The 13,302-nt window shown below is 63.6% G+C and carries 12 protein-coding genes; 3 read left to right on the forward strand and 9 right to left on the reverse strand.

Annotated features, from left to right (window positions below; genetic code table 11):
- Positions 1-25: 25 nt before the first annotated feature.
- The 9 genes from tatC to MESS4_RS20875 form a co-directional block, all read right to left on the reverse strand.
- On the reverse strand, positions 26-901 hold the full coding sequence (gene tatC, locus MESS4_RS20835) for a twin-arginine translocase subunit TatC (protein WP_006335211.1): 876 nt from the start codon (positions 899-901) through the stop codon (positions 26-28).
- Positions 898-1,644, reverse strand: a complete 747-nt coding sequence (gene tatB / locus MESS4_RS20840) for a Sec-independent protein translocase protein TatB (RefSeq protein WP_006335212.1) — start codon at positions 1,642-1,644, stop codon at positions 898-900. Before tatB ends, tatC begins: the two co-directional genes overlap by 4 nt.
- Positions 1,645-1,673: 29 nt before the next feature.
- Complete coding sequence (locus MESS4_RS20845) at positions 1,674-1,895, reverse strand: twin-arginine translocase TatA/TatE family subunit (protein ID WP_036241764.1); 222 nt, start codon at positions 1,893-1,895, stop codon at positions 1,674-1,676.
- 211 nt (positions 1,896-2,106) lie between these two features.
- Complete coding sequence (gene scpB / locus MESS4_RS20850; protein WP_006335214.1) at positions 2,107-2,886, reverse strand: SMC-Scp complex subunit ScpB; 780 nt, start codon at positions 2,884-2,886, stop codon at positions 2,107-2,109.
- Positions 2,883-3,683, reverse strand: coding sequence for a ScpA family protein (locus tag MESS4_RS20855; protein WP_051070905.1), 801 nt, complete (start codon positions 3,681-3,683; stop codon positions 2,883-2,885). The genes scpB and MESS4_RS20855 overlap by 4 nt, the downstream gene beginning before the upstream one ends.
- Positions 3,684-3,744: 61 nt before the next feature.
- Entirely contained in the window at positions 3,745-4,764 is a 1,020-nt protein-coding gene (gene nagZ / locus MESS4_RS20860) for a beta-N-acetylhexosaminidase (RefSeq protein ID WP_036241767.1), read from the reverse strand.
- Between the two features lie 134 nt (positions 4,765-4,898).
- Positions 4,899-8,492, reverse strand: coding sequence for an SPOR domain-containing protein (locus MESS4_RS20865; protein WP_006335217.1), 3,594 nt, complete (start codon positions 8,490-8,492; stop codon positions 4,899-4,901).
- Between the two features lie 103 nt (positions 8,493-8,595).
- A complete protein-coding gene (gene argS / locus MESS4_RS20870) occupies positions 8,596-10,353 on the reverse strand; it encodes an arginine--tRNA ligase (protein WP_006335218.1) in 1,758 nt (585 codons plus the stop codon).
- A 61-nt stretch (positions 10,354-10,414) separates the two neighbouring features.
- Positions 10,415-11,629 carry a deoxyguanosinetriphosphate triphosphohydrolase gene (locus MESS4_RS20875; RefSeq protein WP_006335219.1) on the reverse strand — a complete coding sequence of 405 codons (1,215 nt, stop codon included), beginning with the start codon at positions 11,627-11,629 and terminating at the stop codon, positions 10,415-10,417.
- A 113-nt stretch (positions 11,630-11,742) separates the two neighbouring features.
- Here MESS4_RS20875 and erpA point away from each other — a divergent pair, with 113 nt between their 5' ends.
- Genes erpA through xth form a run of 3 tightly spaced genes read left to right on the forward strand, consistent with a single transcriptional unit; the run spans position 11,743 to position 13,288 of the window.
- Positions 11,743-12,090: an iron-sulfur cluster insertion protein ErpA gene (gene erpA, locus MESS4_RS20880; RefSeq protein WP_006335221.1), complete on the forward strand. Its 348-nt coding sequence runs from the start codon at positions 11,743-11,745 to the stop codon at positions 12,088-12,090.
- Positions 12,091-12,093: 3 nt separating this feature from the next.
- The gene (locus MESS4_RS20885; RefSeq protein ID WP_006335222.1) at positions 12,094-12,486 is read left to right on the forward strand and encodes a VOC family protein; all 393 of its coding nucleotides are present in this window, start codon (positions 12,094-12,096) and stop codon (positions 12,484-12,486) included.
- A 7-nt stretch (positions 12,487-12,493) separates the two neighbouring features.
- Positions 12,494-13,288, forward strand: coding sequence for an exodeoxyribonuclease III (gene xth, locus MESS4_RS20890; RefSeq protein ID WP_006335223.1), 795 nt, complete (start codon positions 12,494-12,496; stop codon positions 13,286-13,288).
- The last annotated feature ends 14 nt before the right edge of the window (positions 13,289-13,302 follow it).

Consider the following 13,302-nt stretch of genomic DNA (forward strand, 5'->3'; position numbering starts at 1 on the left):
TTGAAAGATTAAGAGAGCTACCCGCCTACGAAGGAACCTGCTCCGAAGGCGCTTCCGCCGATTTCTCAGCCGCCTTTTCTTCGGCGTCCTTCTTCTCGCGCGCCACCCGCTGCTTCTCCTGGTCCCGCTCGATCAGCCGGGCGGCCCAGATCGAAACCTCGTAGAGAATGATGGTGGGAATGGCGAGCCCGATCTGGCTCATCGGATCGGGCGGCGTCAGCACCGCCGCCACCACGAAAGCGATGACGATTGCCCATTTGCGCTTTTCGACCAGCGCCTTCGACGACAGCATGCCCACCCGCGTCATCAGGCTGGTCACCACCGGCAACTGGAACACCAGGCCGAAGGAGAAGATCAGCGTCATGATCAGGCTGAGATATTCCGACACTTTCGGCAGCAGCGAAATCTGCACCTGGTCGTCGGTGCCCGCCTGCTGCATCGCCAGGAAGAACCACATCACCATCGGCGTGAAGAAGAAATAGACCAGCGACGCGCCCATCAGGAACAGGACCGGCGAGGCGAACAGGAACGGCAGGAAGGCGTTGCGTTCAGTCTTGTAAAGGCCGGGCGCGATGAATTTGTAGATCTGCGTGGCGATCAGGGGAAAGGCGATGACCATGCCGCCGAACATGGCGAGCTTGACCTGGGTGAAGAAGAATTCCTGCGGCGCCGTGTAGATCAGCTCGACCTTAAGGGGATCGAGCCCAGCCCACTGGGTCGCCCATTTGAACGGGATCACCAACAGGTTGAACAGCTTCTTGGCGAAGAAGAAGCAGACGAGGAAGGCAACGAAGAAACCGCCGATCGACCAGATCAGCCGCCGGCGCAACTCGATCAGATGCTCCATCAGCGGAGCCGACGATTTCTCGATCTCGTCCTTTTCCGTGTCCGAAACGCTCACTTGCCCGCCGTTTTCTTGGTGGCTGCAGCCGGTGTCTTCGGCGCGGCCACAGCTGGTTTCGATATCGCCCTTGCCGTCTTGGCTGTTGTCGACACTTGCTTGGCAGCGGTTTTGGCCGGCAGCGCCGCTTTCACCGCCCCAGTCGCCTTCACAGCCGCAGTCGCCTTGGCAACCGCCGCGGCCGAGCCCCTTGCAGGCACAGCAGCTTTGGCGGCTTTTGGCGTCGCCGCCTTCACTGATTTCTTCGCCGAGGCTTTTGGCGGCTCGACCGCTGATGCCTGTACCACCACCGAACTGTCGGTCATCACCGGAAAGACCGGCGCCGCCGGCGCCGCTTCCGGCGCATCCGTGCCCGGCAGCACCGTTGCGCCATTCTTCAGCGGCTCGGCGGCCTGCGGCGTCGAAGCGGCAGGCTGGGCGGGATCGGCCGCCGGCTTTGGCTTCATCGCCGCGTCCACCCCGGAACGAACGTCGGCCGCCGCCTGCTCGAACGGATTGAGCTGCTTCCTGATCTCGGCGGCCGGGTTAAGGCCTCGCAGCGAATCGACCGACTTCTTGACATCATCAAGTTCGGCTTCCTTCAGCGCCTCGTTGAACTGTTTCTGGAAGTCGCCCGCCATGGCGCGCAGCTTTGCCGTCGTGCGGCCGAAGGTGCGCAGCATGTTGGGCAAATCCTTGGGCCCGACGACCACGATCATGACGATCGCGATCACCAGCATCTCGGTCCAGCCGACTTCGAACATGGCTATACGTTCCGACTAAAAGTTTGGGCTCAGCCTTTGCTGGCCTTTTCCTTCACTGCCGAAACGGTTTCGTCGGCACGGTGTTCGACGGTGCGCTTGTCTTCGGCAACCTCGTCGTCGGCCATGCCCTTCTTGAAGCTCTTGATGCCCTTGGCCATGTCGCCCATCAGCTCTGGAATCTTGCCGCGGCCGAACACCAGCAGCACGATCACCAGCACGATCATCCAGTGCCAAATCGAAAATGAACCCATAGCAAATCTCTCTCGCATGTTTTCCCTGACGATGATCTATGCGTTTTCGCGTTGGGATTCAAACACAACCGCGAAAGAGTTTATGAATGAGTGGCGTGAAGTCACGCAGTTTCGGCGCGATTGCCCCGCTACCAATCCGCGCAGCCCCAGTCTGCGCTCATTGCGTTGCTCCAAAGTATGGCGAATTTCGAACGCCACGCCAGGCCGGCAGTCAATCTTCCGTGACGCGCGGCGTCAACAGGCCGAGTTCCTCGAGGTCGATGTCGGTCAGCGGATCCTCGTCGTCGGCGAGCGCGTCCGGATCGGCGGGCGGCAGCGGAATGGAGAAATTCGACGGCATACGGCCGGAAAGCAATCCAGCGCCCTTCAATTCCTCCATGCCGGGAAGATCGCGGATCTCCTCCAGCGCGAAATGGTCGAGGAAGATGTCGGTCGTGCCATAGGTGACGGGACGGCCGGGCGTACGCCGGCGGCCGCGCATGCGCACCCATTCTGTCTCCAAGAGCGTATCCAGCGTGCCCTTCGAGGTCTCGACGCCCCTGATATCCTCGATCTCGGCGCGCGTCACCGGCTGGTGGTAGGCGATGATCGCCAGCACTTCGAGCGCCGCGCGCGACAATTTCCTCTGCTGCACCGTATCGCGGCTCATCAGGAAGGCCAGGTCGCCGGCGGTGCGGAACGCCCAGCCATCGCCCACGCGCACCAGATTGACGCCGCGCCGCGCATAGATCTGCTGCAAATCGGCCATCGCCGCTGAAATGTTGATGCCGTCGGGCAGGCGCGCGGCAAGCTGTTTTTCGCTGACCGGCTCGGCGCTGGCGAAAACGATCGCCTCGGCCATGCGCACGGCTTCCGCCATATGCAGCCGCTCGCCAGGATTCTGGGGCAGGTTCTGGGCTATATCCTTTGCCGGTGTCTCGGCAGGCAGCCCCTCCTCGGTCTCTTCATCGACCTTGAAAGGAATGACCGAAGCGTTGGCGCGTTCGCTCATGATGCCACCTCGACTGCCTTGATGCCTTGCGCGCGGCCGCGCAGATAGAGCGGTGCGAACACCTCGTCCTGCCGCATTTCCACCTTGCCTTCGCGCACCAGTTCCAGCGTTGCGGCGAAGGAACTGGCAACCGCGGTGCGCCGTTCTTCGGGACTGGACAAATATTCGATCAGAAAACTGTCGAGCGCCGTCCAGTCGGCAAGCGACCCGATCAGCCTGATCAGGATATCGCGCGCGTCCTTGAGCGACCACACACCGCGCCTGGCGATCGTCACATTGGTGACCGCCTGCTTCTGGCGCTGCTGGGCATAGGCGGTCAACAGGTCGTAGAGCGAGGCCGAATAGGCGTTGCGTTTTTCCACAATGACCATTTCCGGCATGCCGCGCGCGAACACGTCACGGCCGAGCCGGTTGCGGTTGACCAGCCGCGCCGCCGCGTCGCGCATGGCTTCCAGCCGCTTCAGCCGGAATTGCAGCACCGCCGCCAGCTCCTCGCCGCTTTCGCCGTCGTCGCCCGGTTGCTTGGGGATCAAAAGCTTCGACTTGAGGAAAGCCAGCCACGCCGCCATCACCAGATAGTCGGCTGCAAGCTCGAGCCGCAGCACCCTCACCGTCTCGACAAAGGCCAGATATTGCTCGGCCAGCGCCAGGATCGAGATGCGCGACAGATCGACTTTCTGGTTGCGGGCAAGATGCAGCAGAAGGTCTAGCGGCCCTTCGAAACCGGCGACGTCGACGACCAGCGCGGGATCGCCGGTCAGCCGCGAATCGTCGTTCTCGGCCCACAGGTGGTCCATCGGTGCGGCCTTTCCGGCCTTCAAGTCCAATGTTTCCGCCACTTCCCGTTTCCCTTTGGTGCTAGGCCACAGCGTCGAAATACGTGGCGAATTCGGCGCGTATCTCGGTTTCTTCAGCTGCGTCGCGATCCTTTATATAGGTCAGCGCCCGTTTGGCACGCTCCAGCGACTTGCCCTCAAGCCCCGTGGTGCGCGACGCAATGCCGGCCATCTCCTCGAATACGCCGTTGCAGTGAAGGACCAGATCGCAGCCCGCCGCAAGGATCGCGGCCGCCTTTGTCGGGAAATCCCCAGAAAGTGCCTTCATCGACGTGTCGTCGCTCATCAGCAGCCCGTCGAAGCCGATTTCGCCGCGAATGATCTCGTCGACGACCTTGCCGGAAGTGGTCGCCGGGTTCTTGGGGTCGATCGCGCTGTAGACGACATGCGCCGTCATCGCCATCGGCAAATGGTTGAGCTCCCTGAACGGGGCGAAATCATGCCGCTGCAAGTCGCTCATCGAGGCATCGACCGTCGGCAGCTCGAAATGCGTGTCGGCAAAAGCCCGCCCGTGCCCGGGAATATGCTTCATGACCGGCAGCACGCCGCCCGACATCAAGCCTTCAGCCGCGGCGCGGCCAAGCTCGATGACGGCGCGCGGTTCCTTGCCATAGGCGCGCGCGCCGATGACGTCGCTGGCGCCTTCGATCGGCACGTCGAGCACCGGCAGGCAGTCCGCCGTGATGCCGTAGCGCAGCAGGTCGAAAGCATGCAGCCGCGCCATCAGCCAGGCGGCGCGAGTGCCGGCATCATGGTCGTTGCGCCACAGCGCGCCGAGCGCGCCGCCGGCCGGATAGTTCGGCGCGAGCGGCGGCCGCAGGCGCTGCACCCGGCCGCCTTCCTGGTCGATGAATACCGGGGCGTCCGGGCGCCCGATGCAATCGCGCATCGCGGCGACCAGATCGCGGATCTGCTCTGTCTCGCCGATGTTGCGCGCAAACAGAATGAAGCCCCACGGGCATTCGTTGCGATAGAAATTGATTTCATCGCGCGTCAGCGACTTCCGGGCACAGCCGAGGATCATGGATTTTGATTCGGTCATGTCCGTCAGTTTAGGGCTTCACGCGGACAAATGGAATCGCATCCAGCCATATGCGTTTGGGCGCGGCTCGCCGGTCACACAAAAAACGGCGCGGTTTGTGGCCGCGCCGGTTTTTGACTGGAGCTTTCGAGCAGCTAGCGCGACACGAAGCAATTGCCGCCGGCGGCCTTGTAGCTGGTGCACAGGCTGATCGCATCGTTGCGCGACTGCGCCGGGACGCGAACACGGTAGAAGGTCCCCTTGCCGGCGATTTCGGCCTTGACGATGTTGGCGGTGCGGCCGGCCAGCACGCTGCCAAAGCGGCGCTGCAGATCCGCATAGCTGGACTGGGCGCTTTCGACCGTCGGCTGCGACGCGATCTGCATCGACCAGGAGCCGCCGCCCGTCGAGGCCGTCGCCGGGATGGATGCAACCTGGTCAGGCTTGACCTCGCCGACGACATCGACCGGCTGGTCGGACGGACGCTGCGGCGCCAGCGGAACCGTTTCCGGCGTGTTGGCGGACTGGGTGTCGCCAGATTGGGTGTCGGCAGATTCGGCCTTGGCTTCAGCCTTGGGCGCGGCGGCCGGCTTGGCCGTCGCCTTGGCCGTTTCCGGCTCGGCGGTTTCGGCCTGGTCGTTGCTCGCCTGGTCACCAGTTGCCTGGTCGCCGGTTGTCTGGCCGGTTGCGGGCGGCACGGTGCCGGTCTGCGCCGCGTCGTCGGCCTCGGCCGACGGGGCCACACGCTGCGGCTCGGGATCGACAGGCTCGGCGGCGGCCACCTGCGGTGCCGCGGGCGCCGGATCCTCGCGCGCCACCAGCGAGCCATCTGACTTGACGACCATGGTCCTCACCTTGCGCGGCGCAACCGCAACAACGTCGGGATTCTCGGACTTGTCAGCCTCCTGCAGAACCTGGGCGATACGATCCTCGGACTTGGGTGCCGGAGCAGCGGCAACATCGGCATTTCCGACCGCTTGCGTGTCGCCGACCGCTTGCGTGTCGCCGACCGCTTGCGTGTCGCCGGCCGCTTGCGTGTCGCCGGCCGCATCGGTGCCTTCGACCGCGTTGGTGTCGCCCAGATCGACGACGCGGCTCTGCGGCTCCTTGGCCGTCACATCCACCGGCTCTTCGGTGTTGGTGACCAGCTTCTCCTGGACCGGCTCGGCAGGCTTCGCGCCCTTGGCGACCGCGTCATAGACCTTGTTGTCCTGGTTCGGCACGACGGTGCCGCCCGGGTTTTCCGGCTTGACCTTGATCGGTGCATTGTCGGCCTTGACGATGACCGGCGCATCGCCGCTGCCCGTGCCGCCGAACGACAGCGCAAAGGCGCCGAGCCCCCCCGCGATCGCCACCGCGCCGACCACCGCTGCAATCAGCAGGCCACGGCTGCGTGGCTGCCTGTCCTGCTCGCCCAGGCCCGGAACCGACATCGATTCGTCCAGTTCGGGATCGTAGTCGAGTTCGTCCAGGGCAAAGTCATCGGCCGGCGAAACCGGCTTGCCGCCGCCAGGCAATTCGCCCAGATCGAAGCCGCCGGCCGCATCGGCATAGGCCGACGCACTAGCGGGCGCCTCTGCGGGCCTCGCCGCATAGGTCCGCGTTTCAACGCGGTCGCGCTGGTAGCCCGAGTTGAACCCTGCATTGTAGGATTCATCGTCATATGCCGCGCTCCGCACCGGGGCGGGAGCAACGTCCACGGCGTTCATTTCCGTGAGCAGGCTGGCGAAATCGGAGTCGAGATCGTCATAGGCAGGCGCCGCTGGCTCGTCTTCATCGAAGTTGAGCTCCGGAATATCGAGATCGTCCGCCAGCGCCACAACGCGCTCCGGCACATCGACGGTCTCGACATCGGGCATCTCGTCATACGCCGAAGGCTGCTCAGCCGGCGCCGGTGCTGCATAGGCGGTATCAGTCACGGCCGGCTCTTCCTGACGGGGCGGTTCCGCGGCCATTGGTGGCGGCGTGGCCGCGGGCTTCGCCGAAGGCGCTGGCTGGCTTGCGAAGGCAGGCTGCGAATACGCGACCGGCGTCACGCGGCTCCACGAGCGAGCCGGCTCCGGTGGTGTGGCGCGCGTCGTCCGCCAGCCGAACGAATCATGTGGCTCTTGTTTCTCGGCGTCAGCCGCAATGTCATCGCCGGCGGCATCGTGATCGAGGCCGATATCCCTGGCGAAAGCGGCATTGAGGTCATCATTGTCGAAATCGGCATCTTCCGATCCGGCGGCATCTTCAGCGCCGGCATCCTGGCCGGCAAAATCCTGGCCCTTGAGTCCATCAAGGAGAAACGTGTCGAGATCGGCGTCGGCGGCCTGAACCATGTCAGGGTGCGCCGGCTCCACGGGATCATGCTCATCAAGGTCCCAGTCGAGTTCGCTGACAGGGTCCGCCGGCTTCCCGGTGGCTCTTTCAGCCGCTGCCACAGGTTGCTGAGCCATGGCCGGCTCCCTGGGCGCGGGCGCTGCCGCGGGGGCAGCCAAAGGGGCAGCCAAGGGGGCAGTACGTGTGCTCATGGCGCCCAGCAGCGCGTTCAACTCGTCTTCCAGGCTTCGCTCGCCGTCGATGGGAGCAACGGCCGCCGGCTGGACCGCGGCAACGGCTGGCGCGGTCGGCTGGGGTGCAACGCTGGCGGCCTGTGCAACCGGCTCTTCGGTCTCGTCCACAAGCGCATCATCGAAATTCAATTCGAAATCGTCGTCGAACGTATTTTCCGAGGCGGCAGCGGAAGGCTCGTCCCCAGCAAATTTCAGCTCGTCAATTTCAGGCTCTTCAACTTCGGCGAGTTCATCCGTGCGAACGTCGAAATCCATGTCGACATCGGCCATGGCCTTGTCGAAATGGCCGGCGAAATCCTCGTCGGACTCGTCCGAAACGGCCTGAACCGGCGCGGCAGCGGCTTCGACAGCGGCGGGCTGCTCCATCGACACATGCTCGTCCAACATCAGCTCGTCTTCGAGCGAGCTTGAGACGGCGTCGTCGAATTCATCATCGAAGTCGGGCTCGGCAGCCGGCGCAGGGACTTCGGCAGCGGCGACCCGCTCCATCGGCACGTGCGCGTCCAGCATCAGTTCGTCTTCGAGCGAGCTTGCCATGGCATTGTCGAAGTCCTCGTCGAGGTCAGGCTGCATGGTCGGCAAAAGAGCTTCGGCAGCGGCAGCGCCTGGTTCTTCCGTCACATCGTCATCGAGCAGGAAATCCTGTTCGAGCGAGGCGGCAAGCTGATCGTCCTGACGCCGGTCGCCCCCAAGATCGTTGGCCACTGCCAGATCGTCTTCGAATGGCGACACGTCTTCGAGCGAACTGGCGATCGCATCTTCGAAATCATGATCGAAAACAGCTTCAACGGCCGGCGCGGATAAATCGGAAACACCAAGATCAATGTCGTCGGCTGCTGCAACGGCATGGGCGGCTTCGTCCGTTGCATCGTCGTCCAGCAGGAAATCCTGTTCGAGCGAGGCGGCAAGCTCGTCGTCCATCGGGTCGGCGGCCGCGAAAGCCGGCTCGCGAACCTCGGCGGCGCCGTTGTCGTCGTCAGCGCCAAATTCGCCCATCAACTCCTTCTCGAGATCGATGTCGAAATCGGCCTCGTCCGCCGGCTGACCGGCGGGAGCCGCCTTCGGCTGCGCGGGTGTCTGTGGCCGGACTGGCTGGCGCGGGTCGAACCCCATGATCCTGGTCAATTCCGCGAAGGGATCATCCTCAGCGATATCGTTGTTGGCGGCTGCTCTCAGATGGGTTCTGTCTGCCATTATCGTTCCCGAACTCGCACTCATTCGGACGCCATGGACGTCGCGCAGGGTTGGCCCTTACCAGCGCAATGTGGGCAAAAGGTGACAGGTTTTTTAGTCAAACCTAACGCATTTCGGTGGGCGCTTCGGCCCCGATCAGCGTCAGGCCGGACGTCAGAACGTCCGAAACAGCCTGCACCAGCCCTAGTCTGGCATGCGTCAATTCTCGGTCGTTAACCTTAACAAAACGTAAGTCGGGATTCTCGGTGCCCCGGTTCCAGTGTCCGTGGAAGCTGGAGGCGAGATCATAGAGGTAGAATGCCAGCCGGTGCGGCTCGAGCGCAAGGGCCGCGGCTTCAATCAGCCGCGGATATTCCGCGAGCTTCCTGATCAGGCCAATCTCGCCCACGTCGGTCAGCGAGGCGGTCGCGGCGGCCAGCCGATTGCGATCGAAATTGGCCTCGCCCAATTGCTCGCTCGCCTGGCGGAACACCGAATGGCAGCGCGCCGAAGCGTACTGCACATAGAACACCGGATTGTCCTTCGACTGCTCGGTCACCTTGGCGAAGTCGAAATCGAGCGGCGCGTCGTTCTTGCGGTAGAGCATCATGAAGCGGATGGGGTCGCGGCCGACCTCCTCCACCACCTCGCGCAGCGTCACGAAATCGCCCGACCGCTTCGACATCCGCACCGGCTCGCCGTCGCGAAAAAGCCTCACCAGCTGGCAAAGCAGCACGGTGAGCTTGACCTTGTCGTCGGCGATCGCCCGGGCGAGCGCTTCCAGCCGCTTCACGTAACCACCGTGATCGGCGCCAAGCACATAGATCAGCTCGACGAAGCCGCGATCGACCTTGTCCTTGAGGTAGGCAACGTCCGCGGCGAAATAGGTGAAGGTGCCGTCCGACTTGACCAGCGGCCGATCGAGGTCGTCGCCGACCGCCGTGGAGCGGAACAGCGTCTGCTCGCGATCTTCCCAATCGTCCGGCTTCTCGCCCTTGGGCGGCGGCAGCTTGCCCTTGTAGATATGGCCCTTCAGCGTCAGGTCGTTGATCGCCGAGCGGATCTTGCGGGCGTTGTCCGCATGCAGCGTGCGCTCGGAGAAGAAGACGTCGTGATGCACGTTGAGCAGCGCCAGATCCTGGCGGATCATCGCCATCATCGCATCGATCGTCCGATCCTTGACGATGGCAAGCGCCTCCTCGTCCGGCATCTGCAGCAGCGAGCGACCGAATTCGCCGGCCAGCGCCTGGCCGACCGGGATGAGATAGTCACCCGGATAGAGCCCGGCCGGAATCTCGCCGATGTCGTCGCCGAGCGCCTCGCGATAGCGCAGCATGGTGGAGCGGCCGAGCACGTCGATCTGCGCGCCGGCATCATTGATGACATATTCCTTGGTCACGTCGTAACCGGCGAAAGCCATCAGATTGGCGAGCGCATCACCCACCACGGCGCCACGGCAATGACCGACATGCATGGGTCCGGTCGGATTGGCCGAGACATATTCGACATTGGCCTTCCTGCCGCCGCCGACCGTCGAACGCCCATAATTGCGGCCTTCGCCGAGAAGTGCGGTCAGATGCGCCTGCCAGAACCCATCCTTGAGCCTGAGATTGACGAAACCAGGACCGGCGACATCAGCGGCGGCGATATCGGGATCTGCCCGCAGCGCTTGCGCTAGCCTGTCAGCCAGCGCGCGTGGGGACTGGCCGGTCGGCTTGGCCAGCACCATCGCCGCATTGGTCGCGAGGTCACCATGGCTGGCATCGCGCGGCGGCTCGACGGCGATGCGCGACAGATCCGGCGAACCGCCCTCGCTGTCCTTCAGATCAAGCGCTTCGACAGCTCTTACGACTCGCACGTTGAAATCGGCGAAGATATTCATTGGTGTGGCTCTGGCGGCTTTAAGGGAATCCGGCTCGTTGGCCGGCAAAATCGTGCCCGCCCTAGCTCAAATCCGGCGTATGGTCAAACAAACGGCGGTGTTCCTTGAGCGCGTAGGTATCGGTCATGCCCGCCAGGAAATCGGCAACGCTGCGTGCCTTGACGCGATCGTCGGCTCGATCGAGCCCCTCGCGCCAGCCGTCCGGCATGGCACGCGGATCGGCGAAATAGACGTCGAACAGGTCCTTGACGATCTGCTCGGCGTCGGCGCGCACGCGCATGACCTCGCTGTGCCGGTAGAGATGCTTGTAGAGAAAGGCCTTCAATTCCTTCTCGAGCGCGGCCATTTCGGCGGAAAAACTCACCATCGTCTCGCCTGCCGCCCTCACCGCCTCGGCGCTGTCGGGCTCGATGCGCGCAAGGTTTGCATTTGTCGACACGATGACGTCCTCGACCATCATCGTGATCTGCCGGCGCATGAGTTCGTGCCCCGTCCTCACATCGTCCAGCGCCGGATAGCGCTGGCGCACGCCCTCCAGGATCGACCCGGGCAACGAGATCTTTTCCAGCATATCCAGCGTCAGGAAACCGGATCTCAGGCCATCGTCGATGTCATGGGTGTTGTAGGCGATGTCGTCGGCGATCGCCGCGCACTGCGCCTCGATGCCGGCGAAGCGGTCGAGTTCGAGGTCGTGCAACTCTGAATAATCGCGGATCGCCTGCGGAACCGGGCCTTTCAGGCCCTTCCCCTGGGCATCGGTCAATGGCCCGTTATGCTTGACCAGGCCCTCAAGCGTTTCCCAGGTAAGGTTCAGCCCGTCGAATTCGGCGTAGCGCCGCTCCAGCCGCGTCACCACGCGCAGCGATTGCGCATTGTGGTCGAAGCCGCCCCAATCGGCCATCTTCTCGTTCAACGCCTCTTCGCCGGTATGGCCGAAGGGCGTGTGGCCGAAATCGTGCACCAGCGCCACGGCCTCGGCCAGATCCTCGTCGCCGCGCAACGCCCGCGCCAGGGCGCGTGCAATCTGCGCCACCTCGATCGAATGCGTCAGCCGAGTGCGGTAGTGGTCGCCCTCATGCGCGACGAACACCTGCGTCTTGTGCTTCAGCCGGCGAAAGGCCGTCGAATGGATGATGCGGTCGCGGTCGCGCTGGAACGGCGTGCGGGTCGGGCTTTCCACCTCGTCGAACAGCCGCCCGCGCGACTTGGCCGGATCGCAGGCATAGGCCGCGCGCGGCCGATAGCCGAATCCGATGTCGCCCAACTCATTCGTCATGGCCCCAACTCATTCATCATGGCCCTAACTCATTCATCATGGCCAAAGCCGCAGTTGACTTGCCCCCTCGCGCTTCATACCTATCATGTGAAACCGAAAGCAAGGTGACGGCCATGGGCGCTGATGCCAAGACTGCCATGAAGGTCGAGATGACCGACGCCGCCGCCAGGAGGATCGCCAAGATCGTCTCCGGCGAAGCCGGCAAGACGGCGCTGCGCGTTTCGGTCGAAGGTGGCGGCTGTTCCGGCTTTTCCTACAAGTTCGACCTGGTCGACACGCGCAACGATGACGACGTCGCCATCGAGAAGGACGGCGCCACCGTGCTGATCGACGACCTCTCGCTGGTCTATATGGGCGGCTCGGTGATCGATTTCGTCGACGACCTGATGGGCCAGTCGTTCCAGATCAGGAATCCGAATGCGGTCGCCTCCTGCGGCTGCGGCACCAGTTTCTCCATCTAGGTCATGCCCACCATCGGCGCGGTCCGTCAGGTCGCGCTTTCGGCCGGACGCGATCTCGATGCGACGCTGGCGTTCTGGCGCGACGTGCTTGGCATGGGACTGCATGCGCGCTTCGATCCGCCCGGCATCGCTTTCATCATGGCCGGCAACGTGCGCTTGCTGTTCACCGACGGCGTGCCGGCCGGCACCGTCTATCTCGACATAGCCGGCCTTGAAGATTTCCACGCCTCGGCAAAGGCCGCCGGCGTTCCCTTTACCGCGCCGCCAATGCTTGTCCACCGCGACACCGAAGGCCTGTTCGGCGCGGCGGGGGAAAGCGAATGGATGGCCTTCCTAAAGGACCCGGCAGGCAATACGATCGGCCTCGTCGAACGCCAGAAGCCGCAACAGCAATGAGGCCGTCATGAAGATCGTCACCTGGAACATCAACGGCGTCCGCGCCCGCCTCGGCAATCTCACCCATTGGCTGAGCGAAAGCGCGCCTGACATCGCCTGCCTGCAGGAGATCAAGACGGTCGACGAGCAATTTCCGCGCGCCGAGGTCGAGGCGCTCGGCTACAATGTCGAAACCCATGGCCAGAAGGGTTTCAATGGCGTCGCCATCCTGTCGAAACTGCGCTTCGACGAGGTTATCAGAGGCCTGCCCGGCGACGACGCCGACGAGCAGGCACGCTTTATCGAGGGCGTATTCTCGACCGACAAGGGAAGTTTGCGCGTCGCCTCGCTCTATCTGCCGAACGGCAATCCGATCGATGACGAGAAGAAGTTTCCTTACAAGCTGTCCTGGATGGCGCGGCTTGAACGCTGGGCCGAGCAGAGGCTTCTGCTCGAAGAGGCGCTGGTGCTGGCCGGCGACTACAATGTCATTCCCGAACCGATCGACGCCAGATTCCCGGAGAACTGGCTGGGCGACGCGCTGTTCCAGCCGCGGACGCGGCAAGCCTTCCGCCGGCTGACTAACCTCGGCTTCACCGAAGCCGTGCGCGCGGTCACCGACGCGCCGGACACTTACACGTTCTGGGACTATCAGGCCGGCGCCTGGCAAAAGAACAACGGCATCCGCATCGATCACCTGCTGCTGTCGCCGGAAGCCGCCAACCGCTTTTCCTCAGCCTCGATCGAAAAGCATGTGCGCGCCTGGGAAAAACCCTCCGACCATGTGCCGGTGGCCATCGAGCTGGCGCTGCAGGCCGCTTGATCGACCCGTCGCCT

It is taken from the genome of Mesorhizobium sp. STM 4661 (assembly GCF_000359125.1).
Lineage (GTDB): Bacteria > Pseudomonadota > Alphaproteobacteria > Rhizobiales > Rhizobiaceae > Mesorhizobium.